This is a genomic window from Thermomonas aquatica (assembly GCF_006337105.1).
In the GTDB taxonomy this organism is placed as follows: domain Bacteria; phylum Pseudomonadota; class Gammaproteobacteria; order Xanthomonadales; family Xanthomonadaceae; genus Thermomonas; species Thermomonas aquatica.
The window spans coordinates 2,872,221-2,893,630 of the sequence record NZ_CP040871.1; the positions used below are offsets into that span (position 1 = coordinate 2,872,221).

14 protein-coding genes and 2 tRNA genes are annotated in these 21,410 nt (G+C 68.0%); 14 read left to right on the forward strand and 2 right to left on the reverse strand.

The window, feature by feature from the left end:
* The first annotated feature begins 160 nt into the window (after window positions 1-160).
* The 10 genes from FHQ07_RS13610 (at window position 161) to FHQ07_RS13655 (ending at window position 10,647) form a co-directional block, all read left to right on the forward strand.
* Entirely contained in the window at window positions 161-2,872 is a 2,712-nt protein-coding gene (locus FHQ07_RS13610; RefSeq protein ID WP_139717559.1) for a TonB-dependent receptor, read from the forward strand.
* A gap of 112 nt (window positions 2,873-2,984) precedes the next feature.
* Window positions 2,985-3,485 (forward strand): CinA family protein, encoded by a 501-nt coding sequence (locus tag FHQ07_RS13615; protein ID WP_139717561.1) that lies wholly within the window; start codon window positions 2,985-2,987, stop codon window positions 3,483-3,485.
* A 53-nt stretch (window positions 3,486-3,538) separates the two neighbouring features.
* Entirely contained in the window at window positions 3,539-4,174 is a 636-nt protein-coding gene (gene lexA / locus FHQ07_RS13620; protein ID WP_139717563.1) for a transcriptional repressor LexA, read from the forward strand.
* A gap of 157 nt (window positions 4,175-4,331) precedes the next feature.
* The gene (gene recA, locus FHQ07_RS13625; protein WP_139717565.1) at window positions 4,332-5,357 is read left to right on the forward strand and encodes a recombinase RecA; all 1,026 of its coding nucleotides are present in this window, start codon (window positions 4,332-4,334) and stop codon (window positions 5,355-5,357) included.
* Entirely contained in the window at window positions 5,354-5,866 is a 513-nt protein-coding gene (locus FHQ07_RS13630; protein WP_139717567.1) for a regulatory protein RecX, read from the forward strand. The genes recA and FHQ07_RS13630 overlap by 4 nt, the downstream gene beginning before the upstream one ends.
* Window positions 5,867-5,978: 112 nt before the next feature.
* Complete coding sequence (gene alaS, locus FHQ07_RS13635) at window positions 5,979-8,612, forward strand: alanine--tRNA ligase (RefSeq protein ID WP_139717569.1); 2,634 nt, start codon at window positions 5,979-5,981, stop codon at window positions 8,610-8,612.
* A gap of 122 nt (window positions 8,613-8,734) precedes the next feature.
* The gene (gene csrA, locus FHQ07_RS13640) at window positions 8,735-8,926 is read left to right on the forward strand and encodes a carbon storage regulator CsrA (RefSeq protein WP_139717572.1); all 192 of its coding nucleotides are present in this window, start codon (window positions 8,735-8,737) and stop codon (window positions 8,924-8,926) included.
* Between the two features lie 71 nt (window positions 8,927-8,997).
* Window positions 8,998-9,090: transfer RNA gene (locus FHQ07_RS13645), tRNA-Ser, on the forward strand.
* Window positions 9,091-9,161: 71 nt separating this feature from the next.
* A tRNA-Arg gene (locus tag FHQ07_RS13650) sits at window positions 9,162-9,238 on the forward strand.
* Window positions 9,239-9,600: 362 nt separating this feature from the next.
* Window positions 9,601-10,647 carry a LacI family DNA-binding transcriptional regulator gene (locus FHQ07_RS13655; protein ID WP_139717574.1) on the forward strand — a complete coding sequence of 349 codons (1,047 nt, stop codon included), beginning with the start codon at window positions 9,601-9,603 and terminating at the stop codon, window positions 10,645-10,647.
* 6 nt (window positions 10,648-10,653) lie between these two features.
* Here the strand turns inward: FHQ07_RS13655 and FHQ07_RS13660 are convergent, their stop codons facing one another.
* Together FHQ07_RS13660 and FHQ07_RS13665 are read right to left on the reverse strand one after the other, a co-directional pair.
* The gene (locus FHQ07_RS13660) at window positions 10,654-12,240 is read right to left on the reverse strand and encodes an alpha-amylase family glycosyl hydrolase (protein WP_240703615.1); all 1,587 of its coding nucleotides are present in this window, start codon (window positions 12,238-12,240) and stop codon (window positions 10,654-10,656) included.
* A gap of 151 nt (window positions 12,241-12,391) precedes the next feature.
* Window positions 12,392-13,867 (reverse strand): MFS transporter, encoded by a 1,476-nt coding sequence (locus FHQ07_RS13665; protein WP_139717578.1) that lies wholly within the window; start codon window positions 13,865-13,867, stop codon window positions 12,392-12,394.
* Between the two features lie 194 nt (window positions 13,868-14,061).
* Between FHQ07_RS13665 and FHQ07_RS13670 the strand changes: the two genes are divergently transcribed.
* From FHQ07_RS13670 to FHQ07_RS13685, 4 genes are read left to right on the forward strand one after another with little or no spacing between them, the layout of a single operon-like run.
* Window positions 14,062-15,672 (forward strand): alpha-glucosidase family protein, encoded by a 1,611-nt coding sequence (locus FHQ07_RS13670; RefSeq protein ID WP_139717580.1) that lies wholly within the window; start codon window positions 14,062-14,064, stop codon window positions 15,670-15,672.
* 17 nt (window positions 15,673-15,689) lie between these two features.
* On the forward strand, window positions 15,690-18,407 hold the full coding sequence (gene pulA, locus FHQ07_RS13675; protein WP_240703504.1) for a pullulanase-type alpha-1,6-glucosidase: 2,718 nt from the start codon (window positions 15,690-15,692) through the stop codon (window positions 18,405-18,407).
* 5 nt (window positions 18,408-18,412) lie between these two features.
* Window positions 18,413-20,443: a glycoside hydrolase family 97 protein gene (locus FHQ07_RS13680; protein ID WP_139717584.1), complete on the forward strand. Its 2,031-nt coding sequence runs from the start codon at window positions 18,413-18,415 to the stop codon at window positions 20,441-20,443.
* Window positions 20,444-20,447: 4 nt separating this feature from the next.
* On the forward strand, window positions 20,448-21,407 hold the full coding sequence (locus FHQ07_RS13685) for an alpha/beta hydrolase (RefSeq protein ID WP_139717585.1): 960 nt from the start codon (window positions 20,448-20,450) through the stop codon (window positions 21,405-21,407).
* The last annotated feature ends 3 nt before the right edge of the window (window positions 21,408-21,410 follow it).

Consider the following 21,410-nt stretch of genomic DNA (forward strand, 5'->3'; position numbering starts at 1 on the left):
ACGACCGCTGGACACGCAGGCGTACGGATGTGTTAGTTTTCCGTCAAGGCGGTCTTCACGCTGCCCGCGCGCCATCCCCCACGTGGCCGAGTCGATGACGATGCAGCCGTCGCGCACGCGACGGCGCGCATGCCGGCGTATTCAAACCAAGGGGGAGTCCATGTATCGCAAGCAACCGCAGCCCAAGCAGTTGGCAGTCGCCGTGTTCGCGGCATTGGCCGCGATGTCGGTGTTGCCCGTGTTCGCACAGGACGCCGCGCCGGCCGAGAAGAAGGAAGTGGCGAAGACCCTGGACACCCTGGTCGTCACCGCGCAGAAGCGCGAGGAGGCGATGCAGGACGTCCCGATCGTGGTCACGTCGCTGTCCCAGCAGACCCTGCAGGACACCGGCGTGCGCGACATCAAGGACATGCAGATCCTGGTGCCCGGCCTGACCGTGACCAGCACCCAGAACGAGGCGATCACCACCGCGCGCATCCGCGGCATCGGGACGGTCGGCGACAACATGGGCCTGGAGTCCTCGGTCGGCGTGGTCATCGACGGCGTGTACCGGCCGCGCAACAGCGTCGGCTTCGGCGACCTCGGCGAGCTCGAGCGCATCGAGGTGCTGAAGGGGCCGCAGGGCACCCTGTTCGGCAAGAACACCTCGGCCGGCGTGATCAACGTGGTGACCAAGCGCCCGGATCACGAGCTCGGCGGCGGGATCGAGACGACGTTCGGCAACTACGGCGCGCTCGGCCTGGCCGGCTGGTTCAACGCGCCGCTGGGCGACTACGCGGCCTTCCGCATCTATGCGGCGCACCGCGACCGCGATGGCTGGATGGACGTGACCACCGGCGCCGGCCCGCGCACCGTGGACAAGGACTACGACCAGGACTTCAACACCTTCCGCGGCAAGCTGCTGATCGAGCCCGCCGATGGCGTGGACATCGTGATTTCCGGCGACCTCACCAAGCGCGACGAGAACTGCTGCACCGCGGTGCAGCTGGTCAGCGGCACGTCGCCTTCGGCGCTGATCAATGCGCTTGGCGGCGGCAACGCCATCGCCCCCAGCGGCCATGCCGATCCGTGGGCGCGGCATGCGTACAGCAATCGCGACACCTCGCAAATCATCAACGACAAGGGCCTGCAGGCCGAGGTCAACATCGACCTCGCCGCGTTCGGCGGATCCACCCTGACTTCGGTCACCGGCGGGCGCGACTGGGATGCGGTCAACGGGCGCGACTTCGACTTCAGCGCGGCCGACCTGATCTACATGAACCCGCAGGAAAGCGAATCGTTCAACCGCTTCAAGACCTTCAGCCAGGAACTCCGCCTGGCCGGGGCCACCGACAAGCTGGACTGGATGGTCGGCCTGTTCTACGCCAATGAAAACCTGGAGAAGACCGAGTCCTACCGCATCGGCGCGGCCTACGAGCCGTACCTCTCGACGCTGGTGGGTTCATCCGCGTTGCCGTCGATCAAGGCCGCGCTGGATCCGACCCTGGCCGCGGTGAGCGCGCAGTACCACCTGCCGCTGACGATGTCGTTCAACCCGGCCAACCCGGCCGCGTTCCTGTCGCAGTTCAGCGGGCAAAGCTTCGGTTCGACCTTCGCCGGCCTCGGCGCGCTGGACAAGTACGAGCAGAACGCGAAGAACCTCGCCCTGTTCACCAACAACACCTGGCACGCCACCGAAGCCTTCGACGTGACCCTGGGCCTGCGCTACACGCAGGAACGGAAGAAACTGGATGCGGTCTACGACAACCCCAACGGCGGATTGGCCTGCGCGGCTTCGTTGAGCAACCCGGGCGCCGGCATCGCGCGCCTGCTGGCCGCGCGCATCGCCAACCTGTCGCAGTTGCCGGCGGCGAACCAGCAGGCGCTGATCAGCCAGCTGGCGACCGCGCTGGGTTCGTCCGCGGCGGGGCAGGCGTTGGTGGCCGGCGTGCTCGGACGCATGTGCCTGCCCTGGACCAATGCGCTGCATGACGGGCGCGTGACCCACCAGTCGCGCGAGGAGAACGAGTGGTCGGGCACCCTGAAGTTCGCCTATCGCTGGAACGAGAAGGCGATGACCTACTTCTCCGCCGCGCGCGGCTACAAGGCCGGCGGCTTCAACCTCGACCGCACCCAGGTGGGGGTCACGCCGACCACTTCCGACACCTCGTTCCCCGGCGAATTCGTCGACAGTTACGAGCTGGGCGCCAAGACCACCTGGGCCGGCGGCAACCTGCTGCTCAACGGCGCGCTGTTCCACCAGACCTACAGCGACTTCCAGCTCAACAGCTTCCTCGGCACCAGCTTCGTGGTGCGTTCGATCCCGAAGGTGACCTCGCAGGGGCTGGACGCCGAGATGCTGTGGCAGGCCACCCCGGGCCTGATGCTGCAGACGGGCCTGGTCTATGCGGACACCAAGTACGGCAAGCACATCCCGGGTTGCGATTTCGTCGGGCCGGGCGCGACGACCGTCGCCTGTCCCTCGATCGGCCAGCTGTACAAGCTGCCGGGCGCGCAGATGAGCTTCGCCCCGAAATGGTCGCTGTCCGCTTCGGCGACTTACGAATGGGACATCGGTTCCAACCTGGAAGGCCGCTTCAACATCGGCGGCAAGTGGATGTCCGACTACAACACCGGTTCCGACCTGGATGCGGAGAAGCTGCAGGACGCCTATGCCGTGGTCAACGCGCGGATCGGCATCGGTTCGCGCGATCGCAACTGGCAACTCGAGCTGTGGGGCATGAACATCCTCGACCAGGACTACGTGCAGGTGGCGTTCGATGGCCCGTTGCAGGCACCCGGCGCGCCGACGCCGGGCGATCCGCTGAACACCTACAACGCCTTCCTCGGCGCGCCCGCGACCTACGGCATCACCTTCCGCAAGCGGTTCTGATCGGCTCGCGGGTGTGGCGGAACCGGCCCGCATTGCGGGCCGGTTCGGTTTCGGGCGTGCATGTCGCGCGGGCATGCGCTACAACGCCTGCACTTCCCGCGGCGAACCCACGATGACGATCGTTCCCACCGATGCCGAACTCGACGCGCTTTCGCAGGCCACCGGCGCGCGCCTGCTGGCCGCGCGGCAGATGCTGGTCACCGCCGAAAGCTGCACCGGCGGCTGGATCGCCAAGGCGGTGACCGATGTCGCCGGCTCCTCGGCCTGGTTCGATTGCGGCATGGCCGTCTACAGCTACGAAGCCAAGCAGGCGATGCTGGGGGTCAACCCGCACACGCTGGAAGTGCATGGCGCGGTCAGCCGCGAAACCGTGATCGAAATGGTCTCCGGTGCGCTGGTGCACTCCGGCGCCGGCATCGCGGTGGCGGTGACCGGCATCGCCGGCCCGGGCGGCGGCACCGAGGACAAGCCGGTCGGCACCGTGTGGGTCGCCTGGAAGCGGCGTGGCGGCTACCCGCGCGCCGAAGTCTTCCACTTCGAAGGCGACCGCGACGCGGTGCGCCGGCAGACCGTGGCGGCGGCCTTGCGCGGGCTGGAGCACCAGCTGGCCTGAAATCCGGGGGAGGGTGTTGACGGCCAAATTCGTTAGTAGTATTACTACTAACCATGAACCTGACCGATACCCAGCGCAACATCCACGCCTTCATCGCCGAGCGCATCGAGGCGGACGGCTTCGCCCCCTCGCAGGCGGAAATCGCCCGCGCCTTCGGCTTCAAGGGGGTGCGCGCCGCGCAGTACCACCTGGAGGCGCTGGAAGCCGCCGGCATCGTCGAGCGCAGCCCCGGGCGCGCGCGCAGCCTGCGCCTGCTGCAACTTCCGGAGGGTCCGCAGCAGTTGCCGCTGCCGACCAACGACGATGTCCTGCAACTGCCGGTACTGGGGCAGGTCGCCGCCGGCGTGCCGATCGGCGCCGACATCGGCAGCGAGCAGGTGGTGCTGATGGACCGCACCTTCTTTTCGCCGGCGCCGGACTACCTGCTGAAGGTGAAGGGCGATTCGATGCGCGACGAAGGCATCTTCGACGGCGACCTGATCGGCGTGCACCGCACTTCCGATGCGCGCAGCGGGCAAGTGGTGATCGCCCGCATCGACGACGAGATCACGGTCAAGCTGCTGAAGATCGGCCAGGGCCGCATCCGCCTGCTGCCGCGCAATCCGGATTACGCGCCGATCGAGGTGCAGCCCGGCCAGGACTTCGCCATCGAAGGCCTGTACTGCGGCCTGGTGCGCCCGAATGCGTGACGCGCACAAGTCGCAGCCGCGGCCGCGGCATTCCCCGATGCCCGTGGGCATCGTCCATCGGCAGTCTGATCGCACGGCGCGCGGCGTCGCAGCTTTTGCGATGCGCCCCGCCTAACCTGCCCACATCCCGGATTCAACGACCTTGAGGAACACCACGATGGACGAGAACAAGAAGCGCGCGCTGGCGGCGGCCCTGGGCCAGATCGAGAAGCAGTTCGGCAAGGGTTCGGTGATGCGCATGGGCGACCGCACCGTGGAAGCGGTGGAGACCATCGGCACCGGCTCGCTGATGCTGGACATCGCGCTGGGCATCGGCGGCCTGCCCAAGGGCCGCGTGGTCGAGATCTACGGCCCGGAATCCTCCGGCAAGACCACCCTGACCCTGCAGACCATCGCCCAGTGCCAGAAGGCCGGCGGCACCTGCGCCTTCATCGACGCGGAGCACGCGCTGGATCCGGTCTATGCGCAGAAGCTGGGGGTGAACCTGGACGAGTTGTACCTGTCGCAGCCGGATACCGGCGAGCAGGCGCTGGAGATCGCCGACATGCTGGTGCGTTCGAATGCCGTCGACATGGTGGTGATCGACTCGGTCGCCGCCCTGACCCCGAAGGCGGAAATCGAGGGCGAGATGGGCGACCAGCTGCCCGGCCTGCAGGCACGCCTGATGAGCCAGGCCCTGCGCAAGCTGACCGGCAACATCAAGCGCAGCAACTGCATGGTGTTCTTCATCAACCAGCTGCGCATGAAGATCGGCATCATGATGCCCGGCCAGAGCCCGGAGACCACCACCGGCGGCAATGCGCTGAAGTTCTACGCCTCGGTGCGCCTGGACATCCGCCGCATCGGCTCGATCAAGAAGGGCGACGAGATCATCGGCAACCAGACCCGGATCAAGGTGGTCAAGAACAAGCTGGCGCCGCCGTTCAAGCAGGTGGTCACCGAGATCCTGTACGGCGAGGGCATCAGCCGCGAGGGCGAACTGATCGACATGGGCGTGGACGCCAAGCTGGTCGAGAAGGCCGGCGCCTGGTACAGCTACGACGGCGAGCGCATCGGCCAGGGCAAGGAAAACGCCCGCCAGTACCTCAAGGAGAACCCGGCTGCGGCGCAGAAGCTGGAAGCCGCCCTGCGCGAGCAGTTCGTGCCGGAAGAAGCATCGCGGGACGAAGGCCGCGACGAATGACGGTGCCGGGCGGTGGTGGCGACGAAACGTCCTCGTCAGCGCGTAGGCGCCGCCATCGCCCGGAGCCATCACCGACTGCGCGCGCGCTGGGCCTGTTGACCCGGCGCGAGCATTCGCGCAAGGAGCTTGCGCGCAAACTCACGGGCCGCGGCGTCGAGAGCGCCGAGGCCGCCGCCGTCATCGACAAGCTCGCCGAGGCGGGCTGGCAGGACGACGCCCGGTTCGCCGAATCCGTGGTGCGCAGCCGTGCTTCCGCCGGCTATGGCCCTGGCTGGATCCGCGCCGAGCTCGGAACCCATGGCCTGGGTACGGACGCTGTCTCGGCGGCCATGGAGGCATACCAGGACGGTTGGATCGGTGCCGCACGGGACCTGCTGCGACGCCGCTTCGGCGTTCTGGACCGATCCGACGCGGGGCAACGGCGCAAGGCGCTCGACCTGCTGCTGCGGCGCGGCTTCGCCATGTCGCTGGCCAAGGCCGCCCTGCAGGATTCGGACGATGGGGACTGAGGCTGGCTGCGGCCTGTAGAATCGCGCGATTGGGTTGCCAACTCGGTTCCGCGCCCGCATCGTGACGGGATCGCGGCGCTTCGCATGGCGCCCGCCCTCACTCGATGCCCAGATGAAAACCACCTCCGACATCCGCCGGGATTTCCTCGATTTCTTCGCCTCCAAGGGCCACACCATCGTTCCGTCGGCGCCGCTGGTGCCGGGCAACGACCCGACCCTGCTGTTCACCAATTCCGGCATGGTCCAGTTCAAGGACGTGTTCCTGGGCGCGGAGAAGCGCAGCTACGTGCGCGCGGCGGACGTGCAGCGCTGCCTGCGCGCGGGCGGCAAGCACAACGACCTGGACTCGGTGGGCTACACCGCGCGCCACCACACCTTCTTCGAAATGCTCGGCAACTGGTCGTTCGGCGACTATTTCAAGAAAGAGGCCATCGCCTGGGCCTGGGAACTGCTGACCCAGGTCTGGAAGCTGCCCCCGGAGCGCCTGCTGGCCACCGTCTACCACACCGACGACGAGGCTTACGCCATCTGGTTGAACGACATCGGCCTGCCGCCGGAGCGGATCATCCGCATCGGCGACAACAAGGGCGCGCCGTTCGCCAGCGACAACTTCTGGCAGATGGCCGATACCGGCCCCTGCGGCCCGTGCTCGGAAATCTTCTACGACCACGGCCCGGCGCACTTCGGCGGCCCGCCCGGCTCGCCCGACGAGGACGGCGACCGCTACATCGAGATCTGGAACAACGTGTTCATGCAGTTCGACCGCGCCGCGGACGGCACGCTCACCCCGCTGCCGGCGCCCTGCGTGGACACCGGCATGGGCCTGGAGCGCATCACCGCGATCCTGCAACACGTGCATTCCAACTACGAGATCGACCTGTTCCAGGCGCTCATCAAGCACGCCGCCGAGCTCACCGGCACCGCCGACCTCGACAACAAGTCGCTGCGGGTGATCGCCGACCACATTCGCGCCAGCGCGTTCCTGATCGTCGACGGCGTGCTGCCCTCGAACGAAGGCCGCGGCTACGTGCTGCGCCGGATCATCCGCCGCGCGCTGCGCCACGGCTGGATGCTGGGCGTGCGCGAACCGTTCTTCCACAAGCTGGTCGCGACGTTGGATGCGCTGATGGGCGAGGCCTACCCGGTGCTGCGCGAAGGCCGCGCCACCGCCGAGCGCGCCTTGAAGGCCGAGGAAGAACGCTTCGCCGAAACGCTGGATTCCGGCATGCGCATCTTCAACGAGGTCGCGGCGAAGTCCGGCGACACCATCCCCGGCGTCGACGCCTTCCGCCTGTACGACACCTACGGCTTCCCGCTCGACCTCACCCAGGACATGGCGCGCGAGCGCGGCATGTCGGTCGACGTGGCCGGTTTCGATGCGGCGATGGCGCAGCAGAAGGAGACCGCGCGCGCCGCCGGCAAGTTCGGTGGCGGCACCGTGTTGCCGGCGGAACTCGTCGCGCAACTGACGCCGACGAAGTTCCTCGGCTACGAATCGCTGGCCGCGGGCGGCCTGCAGGTCATCGCCCTGCTGAAGGACGGCAAGCCGGTGGATGCCATCGATGCCGGCGACGAAGCCATCGTCATCCTCGATGCCACCCCGTTCTATGCCGAATCCGGCGGCCAGGTCGGCGACACCGGCGAGTTGGACGAGCAGGGCGTGCGCTTCGTGGTCGATGACACCTTGAAGCTCGCCGGCCAGTTCCATGGCCATGTCGGCACGCTGTCGGCCGGCACGCTGAAGAAGGGCGACAAGCTGGTCGCGTCGGTCGATGCCGCGCGCCGCGGCGCCACCATCCTCAACCACAGCGCCACCCACCTGCTGCACGCCGCCCTGCGCAACGTGCTGGGCACCCATGTGCAGCAGAAGGGTTCGCTGGTCGCGCCGGACCGCCTGCGCTTCGACTTCTCGCATTTCCAGCCGATGACCGCGGCGGAACTCGCGGACATCGAGCGCCGGGTCAACGCCGAAGTGCGCGCCAACCACGAGGGCGAAGTGCGCCACATGGGCATGCAGGACGCCCTCGATTTCGGCGCGATGGCGCTGTTCGGCGAGAAGTACGGCGAGGAAGTGCGGGTGCTGCGCTTCGGCCCGACCTCGACCGAACTCTGCGGCGGCACCCATGTCGGCCGCACCGGCGACATCGGCCTGTTCAAGATCGTCTCCGAGGGCGGCGTGTCCGCCGGCGTGCGCCGGATCGAGGCGCTGACCGGGCAGGGCGCGCTGGACTACGTGGCCGAGGAGGAGCGCAGGCTGGGCGAAGCGGCGGCGTTGCTCGGCGGCACCGCCGGCGACGTCGGCGACAAGCTGCGCGGCCTGCTCGACCGCCAGAAGAAGCTGGAACGCGAACTGGAAGCGCTGAAGGCGAAGGCTGCGTCGGGCGCGACCAGCGACCTGGCCTCGCAGGCGCAGGACGTCGGCGGGATCAAGGTATTGGCGGCGCGGCTGGAAGGCTTCGACGCCAAGGCCCTGCGCGACGCGATGGACCGGCTCAAGCAGCAGCTGGGCGATGCCGTGGTCGTGCTGGCCGGTACCGATGGCGGCAAGGCGGCGCTGGTGGCCGGCGTCAGCGGCGCCGCGGCTGGCAGGATCAAGGCCGGGGAACTGCTGGGCATGGTCGCCGGTCAGATCAACGGCAAGGGCGGTGGCCGTCCGGACATGGCGCAGGGCGGCGGAGACGATGGTCCGGCCCTGGTCGCTGCGCTGGACGGGGTACCGGCCTGGATACGGGGCCGCATGGGCTGAATGGGCGTCTGGCCTGCTTGTGAAAGCTGAATGAAGCCTCGTATCATCCGTGGGACTGGAAGTACCGGTATCCGCATGCAGGGGGCAACGCGGAACCGATCAAGCGACATGGGAGTTGCGCGATGCTGATCCTGACACGACGGGTGGGCGAAACGCTGATGATCGGCGATGCGATCACGGTCACGGTGCTCGGCGTCAAGGGCAACCAGGTGCGGATCGGCATTACCGCGCCCAAGGATGTGGCCGTGCATCGCGAAGAGATTTACCAGCGCATCCAGAACGACGACGGCAAGGCCGGCGACGAAACCCCCTGAAGTCGGTTGTCACCGGCGCGTTGCCGTATCACGGCGCAGCCTGTATTCTTCGCGCTCGCTTGAACAGCCTCGGAGACTTGCCCGAGAGGCCGAAGGGGCTCCCCTGCTAAGGGAGTATGGGGTCAAAAGCTCCATCGAGGGTTCGAATCCCTCAGTCTCCGCCACTTGGTTGTTCATGCGTTGCAACACGCCGCGATTGACGGATGTTTCGTTGAACCGGCATAATTCCGCTTCTGCGCCCGTAGCTCAGTTGGATAGAGCACCAGGCTACGAACTTGGGGGTCGGAGGTTCGAATCCTTCCGGGCGCGCCACCTTTGAAAAGCCGGCCTCAGGGCCGGCTTTTTTTGTTGCACCGTCGGATTGCCGGCCCTCGCGCGCAGCGCTCGGGCGTTCGCTGCGCGCGAAGCTGCGCTTCGCAGGCGGCGCCGGCTCACCCTTCCGGGCGCGCCACCTTTGAAAAGCCGGCCTCAGGGCCGGTTTTTTTTGTTACACCGTCGGATTGCCGGCCCTCGCGCGCAGCGCTCGGGCGTTCGCCGCGCGCGAAGCTGCGCTTCGCAGGCGGCGCCGGCTCACCCTTCCGGGCGCATGCCTTAGGAAAGCCGGCCAAGGGCGGGTTCGTCCTCGCCTTCGATTCGCCTTGTATTCGCACGCGGGCCGATAGCACACTGCGACGATGCAATCGCCCACCCGCGCGAAGAAGAAGACCAAGGCCACCTCGATGGACATCGCCCATCGCGCGGGCGTGTCCCAGGCCACCGTGTCGCGCGTGCTGCGCGGCAGCCCGCTGGTCAACGCGGAGACCCGCAGGCGGGTCGAGGAGGCGGTGAAGGAGCTCAACTACAAGGTCGACCGCCACGCCTCCAGCCTGCGCACCCAGCGCTCCGGCACGCTGGCGCTGCTGCTGTTCGAGGATCCCACCCCGGACGATTCGCACATCAACCCGTTCTTCCTGTCGATGCTGGGCTCGATCACCCGCGCCTGCGCGCGCCACGGGCACGACCTGCTGGTCTCGTTCCAGCAACTGTCGGACGACTGGCATGCGGATTACGAGGACAGCATGAAGGCCGATGGCCTGATCCTGCTCGGTTACGGCGACTACCTGGCCTACGAGAGCAAGCTCGCGCACCTGGTGGCGCAGGGCACGCATTTCGTGCGCTGGGGGCCGGTGCTGCAGGGCCAGCCGGGCATCTCCATCGGTTGCGACAATGCCGAAGGCGGGGCGCTGGCAGGCCGCCACCTGGTCGCCCAGGGGCGCAAGAAAGTGGCCTTCCTCGGCGATGCCTCCACCCATTTCCCCGAATTCTTCGCCCGCTACTGCGGCTGCGACGCCGCGTTGCGCGAAGTGGGCCTGCGCATGAATCCGGCCCTGCAGGTCGATGCCGACAGCACCGAGCAGGCCGGCTACGAGGCGGCGCAGGTGCTGATCGCGCGCGGCCTGCCGTTCGACGCGATCTTCGCCGCCAGCGACCTGATCGCGCTCGGCGCGATGCATGCGTTGAAGGAGGCCGGCTTGCGGATTCCGGAAGACGTGGCGGTGGTCGGCTTCGACGGCACGCCGATGGCGCGCTTCTCCAACCCGCCGCTGAGCACGGTGGTGCAGGACACTTCGAAGGCCGGCGAGTTGCTGGTGGACACCCTGCTGCAACTGGTGCGCGACCAGCCCGCGCAAAGCATCACCATGGCGCCGACCCTGCAGGTCCGCGCCTCCAGCGGCGGCTGAGACGATTTATTGCGGTCGGCGTGCGCCGGCCATCGCGGCGTCCAGCGCCGCCAGCAACCCAGGATCGCTGACTGCGGCATCGAGCAGGTACACCTGTACCCCATGCCCCGGCACGCGGGTTTTGAGCGAGCTGCCGCGGGCGACGTCGATCGCCCCCTCGTCCAGTGCCGACCGCCAGCGGCCCGCCTGCAGCATGGCGTCGATGGCGAAGTCCTGCGGCGCATCGCCCTTGTTCAGCAGCACCAATGCGAGCTGGTGCTCGCCGCCATGCTGGTAGACCCGGTAGAACGCCGCGCGGTCGCCCTTCAGTTCCAGGTTGACCTGCAGGCCGCGCTGCAACGCTGGCGAGGCCGCGCGCACCTTCGCGATGCGCGCGAGCGCCGCATGGATGGGATGCGTCTTCGCCGCGGCGATGCCTTCGACGCCGAAGTAGTTGCGGTTGCCCGCGTGCTCCGCGGCGCCGCGTTCGAAGCCGATTTCCGAGCCGTAGTAGATCACCGGGATGCCGCGCGCGGTGAACAGCCAGTTGTTGGCGTCGATGAAGCCGTTGTCGCCGGCATTCATGCGCGGCATGTCGTGGTTGTCGTAGAAGGTCATCAGCTCGTACGGGTTCGCGTACGGGCCACCGGTCAGGTGCAGCGGTTCCGCCAGCGTGGCGAAGTCGCCCGCGGGCTTCTCGAACAGGCTAGCCAGCGCCTGCTTCAGCGGGAAATCGAGCACGCTGACGTTGGCGTTCTCCGCCCAGGTGTGTTCGGCGATCTTGTTCGCGTCGTAGTCGAAGGCTTCGCCGAACATGAAGAAGCCCGGATGCTTCTCGCGGATCTTCTGCGTGAACGCATGCCAGAACGTGTGCGGCAGCCAGCCGATGGTGTCGATGCGGAACGCATCGGCGCCCTGGTCGATCCATTGTTGGTACGCGCCCAGCAGGTAGGGCAGCATGCGCGGGTCGTTTTCGTTGAGGTCGGACAGCTGGGCGATGCCGGCCTTGCGGTTGTAGAACGCGTTCAGCGGGTTGTTCGGGTCCAGTTTGTCCGGCGGCAGGTTCATGTGGTCGGCGATCAGCTTGCCGCCGCCGTCGTAGATCTCGCCGAACTTCGGCTGGTCCACGGGCATCGTGTAGGCGGGCGAACCGTGGTTGGCCACGATGTCCAGCACGGTCTTCAAGCCATGCGCGCGCAGCGTCTTGGTCAGTGCGCGGAAATCCAGGCCGGGCGAGGGCAGGTGTTCGTCGAGCCGGTAGAAGTTGACGCCCCAGTAACCGTGGTAGCCGGTCTTGCCGCCATCGGTCCAGAAGCCTCCCCACTTGGCGGGTTCGCCGCCGGTGAAGGCTTCGTCCGGCTGGTCGACGATGGGGGTGATCCACACCGCGCCGAAGCCCATGTCGCGGATGTACTGCGCGTGGTCGGCGATGCCCTTGAAGTCGCCGCCCAGGTAACCGATGTTGTCGTGCTTGCCGGCAGGCGCACCGGGCACCGGGCGATCGAAGGTGTAGAACGCATCGCCCTTCGCCTTGCCCTGCTCGCGCTGGTCGTTGGACGTATCGCCATTGACGAAGCGGTCGGTGAGCACGAAGTACACCGCGTCGCTGGCCATGGGTTCCAGCGTGCCGTAGTAGTCCGGCAGCGCGGCAGTGGCGGCCTTGGCATCGGCCTTGGGCGTGGTCGGCGCGGGGCTGCAAGCGGCGACCGCTAGGGCGATGGCGGCGGCGAGCGGGGCGATGGCGATGCGCATGCAGTCGGCTCCGTCAGGCCGCGTGCGCGGCGGGCTCGGGCACGCGCAGCACGCACAGGCCGGCCACCAGCATGCTGATGCCGCCCATCACCAGGATCTTCGACGGGTCGTCGGCGAACACGTGCTTGAGGATGTAGCCCAGCGTCGCCACCGCGACCAACTGCGGGATGACGATGAAGAAATTGAAGATGCCCATGTACACGCCCATCTTCTGCGCGGGCAGGCTGTCGGACAGCAGCGCATACGGCAGCGACAGGATCGAGGCCCAGGCGAAGCCGACGCCGACCATCGACAGGATCAGCCAGTCCTCGTTCGGCATGAACGGCAGCGAGGCCAGGCCAAGCCCGCCCAGCGCGACGTTGACCAGGTGGCTCTTGCGCAGGCCGAGGCGGCTGGCCATGAACGGGATCGCGATGGCGGCGAGCGCGGCGAAGCCGTTGTAGGCGGCGAACAGCACGCCGACCCAGTTGGCGCCGGTGTTGTACGCCGCCGATGCGGTGTCGGTGGTGCCGTAGTAGACCGAGGTCACGGTGGCGGTGGTGTAGATCCACATCGCGAACAGCGCGAACCACGAGAAGAACTGCACGACCGCGAGCCGGCGCATGGTGGCCGGCATCGCGTAGATGTCGTGCATCACGTGCGAGAAGCCGTTGTCGCGGCCGACCATGCCCAGCGCGAGCAGGGCGATGCCGTATGCCGCGAGCAAGGCGCCGAGCAGGTACAGCTCGCGCGGCAGGCCTTGCCAGGCAACGCCGGCCAGGCCGAACGCGCCGATGCACAGCCACAGCAGGCCGAAGCGGGTGGCGCGCGCGCGATCCAGCGGCGCGCGGTCCAGCGGCGCGGCTTCGTCGTAGGCATGCAGGGTTTCCGGCGGGTATTCGCGGGTGCGCAGCACCGTCCACGCGATCGCGCCCAACAGCACGCCGGCACCGGCATAGAAGGCGTAGCGCACGGTGTCCGGCACCTGTCCGGCATCGGCGGTGTTGGCCACGCCGAATTTTTCGAGCATCCACGGCAGCATGCTGGCGACCACCGAGCCGACGCCGATGAAGAAGCTCTGCATCGCATAGCCCTTGGCGCGCTGTGAGACCGGCAACTGGTCGCCGACGAAGGCGCGGAACGGCTCCATCGAGACGTTGATCGAGGCATCCAGCACCCATAACGTGCCTGCCGCGATCCACAGGCTCGGCGAGTCCGGCATGAACAGCAGCGCGAGCGAGGCCAGCACCGCGCCGGCGAGGAAATACGGGCGGCGCCGGCCCAGTCCGGTCCAGGTGCGGTCGGACATGTAGCCGATGATCGGCTGCACGACCAGGCCGGTCAGCGGCGCGGCGATCCACAGCCCCGGCAGCGAATCCATCTCCGCGCCCAGGGTCTGGAAGATGCGGCTGACGTTGGCGTTCTGCAGGGCGAAGCCGAACTGGATGCCGAGGAAGCCGAAGCACATGTTCCAGATCTGCCAGAACGACAGTTGCGGCTTTCGACTCATCGTTTCCTCGCACTCGCGTTGCATGAAGTGCATGGAGTGTGGGGCTGCGGCATGCGTTCGTCTTGATGCAGCGCGGCATATCCGGGCTGTTTCGCGCATGCAAACGTATTCAAGCGGATCGCATGCCCGCGCGGGTTCCGATCCATGCGCACGTCGCGGCATAGTCGCGGCCTGAAATGCGGCTTGGGGCGGGGATGAGCGGACAGCAATGGTGGCGCGGCGCGGTGATCTACCAGGTCTACCCGCGCAGCTTCCTCGACACGGATGGCGATGGCGTCGGCGACTTGCCGGGCATCGTCGACCGCCTCGACTACATCGCTTCGCTCGGCGTGGACGCGATCTGGATCTCGCCGTTCTTCAAGTCGCCGATGGCCGACTTCGGCTACGACATCGCCGACTACCGCGACGTGGATCCGCTGTTCGGCACGCTCGAAGACTTCGACCGCCTGCTGCGCGAGGCGCATGCGCGCGGGCTGAAGGTGATGGTCGACCAGGTGCCCAGCCATTGCTCGATCGAGCATCCGTGGTTCGTGGAAAGCCGGCAGGACCGCGACAACCCGAAGGCCGACTGGTTCGTGTGGGCCGATGCCAGGCCCGATGGCAGCCCGCCCAACAACTGGCTGTCGATCTTCGGCGGCGTGGCCTGGACCTGGGATCCGCGCCGGCGCCAGTACTACCTGCACAATTTCCTCAGTTCGCAGCCGCAGCTCAACTTCCACTCGGCGGAGGTGCGCGCCGCGCAGCTCGACAACCTGCGTTTCTGGCTGGAACGCGGCATGGACGGCTTCCGCCTGGATTCGATCAACTTCCCGTTCCACGACGCGCAGCTGCGCGACAACCCGGCCAAGCCGATGGAACTGCGCCAGGGGCGCGGCTTCAGTCCCGACAATCCCTACGCATTCCAGTACCACACCTACAACAACACCCGCCCCGAGAACCTCGCCTTCCTCGAGGACGTGCGCCGCTTGATGGACGGCTATGCGGACGTCGCCGCGCTGGGCGAGATTTCCTCCGACGATTCGCTGGCGACCATGGTCGAATACGTGCAGCCGCACCGGCTGCACATGGGCTACAGCTTCGAGCTGCTGACCGACGACGGTTCGGCCGCGCACATCCGCGGCACGGTCGAGGCGCTGGAATCGAAATTGCAGGACGGCTGGCCGTGCTGGGCGATCTCCAACCACGACGTGCAGCGCGCGGTGACGCGCTGGGGCAACGGCGAGGCCGGCGATGCGCATGCGAAGCAGCTGGTCGCGCTGGTCTGCTCGTTGCGCGGATCGGTCTGCCTCTACCAGGGCGAGGAACTCGGCCTGCCCGAGGCCGACGTCCCGTACGAGGCGCTGCAGGATCCCTACGGCAAGGCGTTCTGGCCGAACTTCAAGGGCCGCGACGGTTGCCGCACGCCGATGCCCTGGAGCGACCGCGCGCAGGCCGGCTTCAGCAGCGCCAAGCCGTGGTTGCCGGTGCCCGCGGCGCACATCGCGCGCAACGTGGCGGCCCAGTCGGCGAACCCGGCCTCGGTGCTGAACGCCGCGCGCGCGTTCCTGCACTGGCGCAAGTCGCAACCCGCGCTGGTCGAAGGCGCGATCCGCTTCCTCGACGCGCCGGCGCAGGTCCTCGCCTTCGTCCGCGAGCACGACGGCCAGCGCCTGCTGGTGGCCTTCAACCTCTCGCCGGATCCGGTCGCATGGACGGCTCCCGCCGGAATCGAACTGCTGCCGGCACCAGGCGCCGATGCGGCCAGCCTGCGCGACGGCGCGCTGCATTTCCCGCCACGCGGCGCCGCCTACGCCATCCTCGGGTGAGCGAGGCGATGCGCGGCATGCGAATGGCCTTCGCATTGCTGCTGGCCGTTGGCGGTCACGCCCGCGCGACGGCCGCCGACTGCGATGGCGACGGCATGCGTGTCCTGCAGCCGGTCGCGCATGCCGCCACCGATGCGCGTGCGTACTGGCTTGACGATGCGCTGATCCGCTGGCCGGGACAGGCCGGCGAAGCGCGCTATCGGCTGCTGGCGTCGAACACGGCAGGCTTGCGCATCAGCCGCGGCAAACCGTTGGCAAGCGCCATGCAAACGTTCGCGTTGGCGCCGGCCAGCGACGTGCCGGAGGCCGTCGCCGGGCGCTTCGCCTACATCGGCGCTGGCGCCACCCTGGCGATCCCCGATGCCGCCAAGGCCGCGCTGCGCGGATTGCTGCGTGGACAGCTGCTGCTGGTGCGCGAGGACAGGCAGGGCAATGTGGTCGATGCCACCTACCTGCAAACGCCGGGCGCACTGGATGCCTTGTATGCGCCGGCGGGCGACGATAGCGAGGCGCTCGGTGCCGTGCCTGGCGCGGGCGCCACCCGGTTCCGCCTGTGGGCACCGACCGCGACCGGGGTCTCGCTCTGCCTCTACCGCGACGGCGCATCCGCCGCGATCGAACAGCTGCCGCTGGCCTACGAGGCGCGCAGCGGCGCGTGGTCCGGCAGCGTGCCCCGCGACCTGCGCGGCAGCTATTACAGCTACCTCGTCGACGTGTTCGTGCCGGGCGCCGGCATCGTCCGCAATCGCGTCACCGACCCGTACTCGACCAGCCTGACCACCGATTCCACGCGCAGCTATCTCGCCGATCTCGACGATCCCGCATTGAAGCCCGCCGGCTGGGATACGGCGCCGCGTCCGCCTGCGCTGGCTTCGAACACCGACATGGCGATCTACGAATTGCACGTGCGCGATTTCTCGGCGGGCGATGCCAGCGTGCCGCAGGCGCACCGCGGCAAGTACCTGGCATTCACCGATGCCGACAGCAATGGCATGCGCCACCTGCGTGCACTGGGCGAGGCCGGCATCACCGACATCCACCTGCTGCCGGTGTTCGATTTCGCCACGGTGCCGGAAGCCGCGTGCGCGACACCGTCGATCCCGCAGGCCGCCGCCGACAGCGAGGCGCAACAGGCCGCGGTGACGGCGGTGGCGGCACGGGACTGCTTCAACTGGGGCTACGACCCGTTCCACTTCAATGCCCCGGAAGGCAGCTACGCCAGCGACGCGGCCGACGGCGCGGTGCGCATCCGCGAATTCCGCGCGATGGTGCAGGCGCTGCACGCGGCCGGCCTGCGCGTGGGCATGGACGTGGTCTACAACCACACCAGCGCGTCCGGGCAATCGCCGCGCTCGGTGCTGGACCGGATCGTGCCCGGCTATTACCAGCGGCTGGATGCGAACGGCAGGGTCGAGACCTCGACCTGCTGCGACAACACCGCGACCGAACACAGGATGATGGCGCGGCTGATGCGCGATTCCGTCGCGCTGTGGGCGAAGCAGTACCGGATCGATTCGTTCCGCTTCGACCTGATGGGCCACCAGCCAAGGGCGGCGATGATCGAGGTGCAACGCACCGCGGATGCGGCGGCGGGCCGCCACGTGCCGCTGCTGGGCGAGGGCTGGAACTTCGGCGAGATCGCCAACGGCGCGCGTTTCCCGCAGGCCGCGCAGGGCATGTTGAACGGTACCGGCATCGCCAGCTTCAGCGACCGCGCGCGCGATGCGCTGCGCGGCGGCGGTTGCTGCGATTCCGGCGCCGAGCTGGTCGCCAACCAGGGCCTGCTCGACGGGCTGGCTTATGCGCCGAACGCGCGCGCGCGCGGCAAGGCCACCCGCCGCGAGCTCCTGCACGCCGCCGACCTTGCGCGCGCGGGACTTGCCGGCACCTTGCGCGACTACCGCATGCCGCTGGCGGACGGCCGCGTCGCGTCGCTGTCGGCGCTCGACTACAAGGGCATGGAGGCCGGTTACGCCAGCCAACCGGGCGAAGTCGTCAACTACGTCGAGAACCACGACAACCCGACCTTGTGGGATATCGATGCGCTGAAACTGCCGCAGGCCACCACCTCGGAAGAACGCGCGCGGGTGCAGCTGCTCGGCGCGGCCTTCGTCGCCTTCAGCCAGGGCATCCCCTATTTCCATGCCGGCATGGACCTGTTGCGCAGCAAGTCGCTGGACCGCAACAGCTTCGATTCCGGCGACTGGTTCAACCGCCTCGACTGGACTTACAGCGATAACGGTTTCGCCGCCGGCCTGCCGCCGCGGCCGGACAACGGCAAGGACTGGGAGCTGCTGCGGCCGGTGCTGCGCAATGCGAACGCCAAGCCGTCGCCGGCCGACATCGCCTGGATGCGCGATGCCTTCCGCGACCTGCTGCGCATCCGCGCAAGCACGCCCTTGTTCCGGCTGCGCAGCGCGGACGAGGTGCAGCGCAGGCTCGCCTTCCGCAACGCGGGGCCGGCGCAGAACCCGCTGGTGATCGCCGGGCACCTGGACGGAAGCGGAATGGCGGGCGCATTCGCGGAAGTGCTTTACCTGCTGAACGTGTCGCCGGAACCGCAAACCCTGGTGCTGCCGGACGATGCCGGCAAGGCTTATGTCCTGCATCCGCTGCAGGCTGCCGGTAGCGCGGCGGATGCGCGGGCGAAGCAGGCGCGTTACCGGGCGGCCGACGGGCATTTCAGCGTACCGGGCCGCACCGCGGTGGTGTTCGTGATCGAACGGAAGGAGTGAGGACGATGAAGGGATTGCGATGGGGCATCTTGCTGGCGTTGGCCTTGCCGGGTTTCGTGCATGCGGAACAGGTGGCGCAGGCGACGTCGCCGGACGGGCGGATCGTGGTCCAGCTGGACCTCAACGGCGAGGGGCGGCTGGCCTACCGCGTGCTGCGCGACGGCAAGCCGGTGGTCGCCGATTCGCGGCTCGGCTTCATCTTCCGCAATGGCCGGCAGATCCTGCGCGGGCTGCAACTGGACAAGCAGGCCGCGCGCAGCGCCGATAGCACCTGGGAACAACCCTGGGGCGAGCGCCGCTACGTGCGCGACCACTACAACGAGTTGCGCGCGAGCTTCGTCGAGAAGGACCACGACAGGCGCCGCTTCGACATGGTGTTCCGGGTGTTCGACGACGGCGTCGGCTTCCGCTACGACATCCCGGCCCAGCCGAAGCTGCAGGAAGCGCAGATCGTGCAGGAACTCACCGAGTTCGCGATCGCGCGGCCGGCCACCGCGTGGTGGATTCCCGCCTTCGAATGGAACCGCGAGGAATACCTCTACCAACGCACGCCGCTGGTCGAAGTGGGCGTGGCGCAGACGCCGATCACCTTGCGCACCGACGACGGCGTGCACCTCAGCATCCACGAGGCCGCGCTGGTCGATTACGCCGGCATGAACCTGATGCGCGACGGCCGCACCCTGCGCGCGATCCTCACCCCGGGCAGTCCGACTCCGGTGGTGCGCAAGACGCCGTTCGCCACGCCCTGGCGCACCATCACCATCAGCGACAACGCCGGCGGCCTGGTCGAATCCAACCTGATCCTCAACCTCAACGAGCCGAACAAGCTGGGCGACGTTGGCTGGTTCAAGCCGGCCAAGTACGTGGGCGTGTGGTGGTCGCTGCACCTGGACAAGCAGACCTGGGCGACCGGGCCGAAGCATGGCGCGACCACCGCGAACACCAGGCGTTACATCGATTTCGCCGCAGAAAACGGCTTCCGCGGCGTGCTGGTCGAAGGCTGGAACGTGGGCTGGGACGGCGACTGGTTCGCCAACGGCTGGGATTTCGACTTCCGCAAGCCGACGCCGGACTACGACCTGCGCGGCCTTGCGGCATACGCGAAAACCAAGGGCGTGCACCTGATCGGCCACCACGAGACCGGTTGCGCGGTCAGCCACTACGAGCGGCAGATGGACGAGGCGTTCGCCCTGTTCGACACGCTGGGCATCGACGCGGTCAAGACCGGCTACGTCTGCGATGCCGGGCAGATCGAGCGCCAAGATGTTGTGAACGGCCCGGTGCTGCGCGAATGGCACGAAGGCCAGTGGATGAGCAACCATCATCTGCGCGTGGTGCAGGACGCGGCGAAACACCATGTCGCGATCAATTCGCACGAGCCGATCAAGGACACCGGGCTGCGCCGCACCTACCCGAACTGGGTCTCGCGCGAAGGCGCGCGCGGGCAGGAGTTCAATGCCTGGGGCGATCCGCCGAATTCGCCGGAGCATGAAGTCACGCTGGTCTACACGCGCATGCTGGCCGGGCCGATGGACTACACCCCGGGCGTGGTCAGCCTGACCGGCAAGAACGGGCAGGAGATCGGCAGCACGGTGGCCCGGCAGCTGGGCCTGTACATCGCGCTGTACAGCCCGATCCAGATGGCCGCCGACCTGCCGGAGCACTACGCGCAGCATGCCGATGCCTTCCAGTTCATCAAGGACGTCGCGGTGGACTGGGATGAAAGCCGGATGCTGGCCGGCGAGGTCGGCGAGTACGCGGTGATCGCGCGCAAGCAGCGCGGCGCGGATGCCTGGTTCATCGGCGCGGTCAACGACCGCAATCCGCGCAACGTGCCGTTGGCGCTGGATTTCCTCGATCCCGGCAAGCGCTACCGCGCGGAGATCTACCGCGATGGCGAAGGCGCCGACTGGCATGGCGACGCGCGTTTCCGCTTCGTGCGCGAATCCCGCGAGGTGACGCGCGGCGACACGCTGGCCTTGTGGCTGGCTGGCGGCGGCGGTGCGGCGGTGCGGCTGGTCCCCATCGAGGGTTGATCGGATGCGGTTCATCGCCGGTCTGTGGTTGTTGCTCGCTTGCGCCATTGCGCAGGCGCAGGGCATTCGCGTCGAGACGCTGGAACAGGCGGCGCCCGGGCTGTCCGACAAGCCGTTCCGGGTGCGCGTCTACCTGCCGCCGGACTACGCGGCGACCCAGGCCCGCTACGAGGCGCTGTACGTCAACGACGGCCAGGACATGGACGCGGTCGGCATGGCCGGCACGCTCGAAGCGTTGTATGCCCGCCATGCGATCACCCGGATCATCGTGGTCGCCATCGACATGCCGCCGGACCGCATGGCCGGCTATGGCCTGTTCGACCGCGCGAAGGGCGACGCCATCATCGCGCCCACCAAGTACGGGAACGTCGGCGCGAACGCGCAGGCCTATGCGCAGTGGCTCACCCAAGCGCTGCTGCCGGCCATCGATGCGCGCTACCGCACCGTGCCGCGCGCCGACGGCCGCGCCATCCTCGGCTGGTCGCTGGGCGCGCTCAGCGCGTTCGGCATCGGTTGGCAATATCCGGAAACGTTCGGTCGCGTCGGTGCGTTCTCGCCCTCGTTCTGGCTGTCGGCGGACAATCGCGATGCGGATGCCGTGCAGGCCACGCGCATCGTGCACGTGTTGGTGGATGGCAGCGAACCGATGCAGCGTCCGCAGCTGTTCTTCGGCGTCGGCACGAACGAGGAAACTGACGACCGCGATGGCGATGGCGTCATCGACGTGCTCGACGACACACGCGACTTGATGCAAGGCTGGGACGGCCCCGATGGCGCATCGCGCAAGGGGCTGCGCCAGCTCGGCTACGACGTGAGCCCGGATGATCCGCACAATCCGAATGGCGAAGCCGCGGCCTTGTATCTGCTGGCGGGCGGCCGCCACGACCAGCCGAGCTGGGCGCGGATGCTGCCGGTATTCCTGCGCTGGGCGTATTCCGCCGCACCGCCCGCACGCCGGGATTGATCG

Excerpts from the sequence above, each read along its gene's own strand:
- FHQ07_RS13610 (WP_139717559.1), top strand. The coding sequence starts at position 161 with ATGTATCGCAAGCAACCGCAGCCCAAGCAGTTGGCAGTCGCCGTGTTC.
- FHQ07_RS13615 (WP_139717561.1), top strand. The coding sequence starts at position 2,985 with ATGACGATCGTTCCCACCGATGCCGAACTCGACGCGCTTTCGCAGGCC.
- lexA (WP_139717563.1), top strand. The coding sequence starts at position 3,539 with ATGAACCTGACCGATACCCAGCGCAACATCCACGCCTTCATCGCCGAG.
- recA (WP_139717565.1), top strand. The coding sequence starts at position 4,332 with ATGGACGAGAACAAGAAGCGCGCGCTGGCGGCGGCCCTGGGCCAGATC.
- FHQ07_RS13630 (WP_139717567.1), top strand. The coding sequence starts at position 5,354 with ATGACGGTGCCGGGCGGTGGTGGCGACGAAACGTCCTCGTCAGCGCGT.
- alaS (WP_139717569.1), top strand. The coding sequence starts at position 5,979 with ATGAAAACCACCTCCGACATCCGCCGGGATTTCCTCGATTTCTTCGCC.
- csrA (WP_139717572.1), top strand. The coding sequence starts at position 8,735 with ATGCTGATCCTGACACGACGGGTGGGCGAAACGCTGATGATCGGCGAT.
- FHQ07_RS13655 (WP_139717574.1), top strand. The coding sequence starts at position 9,601 with ATGCAATCGCCCACCCGCGCGAAGAAGAAGACCAAGGCCACCTCGATG.
- FHQ07_RS13660 (WP_240703615.1), bottom strand. The coding sequence starts at position 12,240 with ATGGCCAGCGACGCGGTGTACTTCGTGCTCACCGACCGCTTCGTCAAT.
- FHQ07_RS13665 (WP_139717578.1), bottom strand. The coding sequence starts at position 13,867 with ATGAGTCGAAAGCCGCAACTGTCGTTCTGGCAGATCTGGAACATGTGC.
- FHQ07_RS13670 (WP_139717580.1), top strand. The coding sequence starts at position 14,062 with ATGAGCGGACAGCAATGGTGGCGCGGCGCGGTGATCTACCAGGTCTAC.
- pulA (WP_240703504.1), top strand. The coding sequence starts at position 15,690 with ATGCGAATGGCCTTCGCATTGCTGCTGGCCGTTGGCGGTCACGCCCGC.
- FHQ07_RS13680 (WP_139717584.1), top strand. The coding sequence starts at position 18,413 with ATGAAGGGATTGCGATGGGGCATCTTGCTGGCGTTGGCCTTGCCGGGT.
- FHQ07_RS13685 (WP_139717585.1), top strand. The coding sequence starts at position 20,448 with ATGCGGTTCATCGCCGGTCTGTGGTTGTTGCTCGCTTGCGCCATTGCG.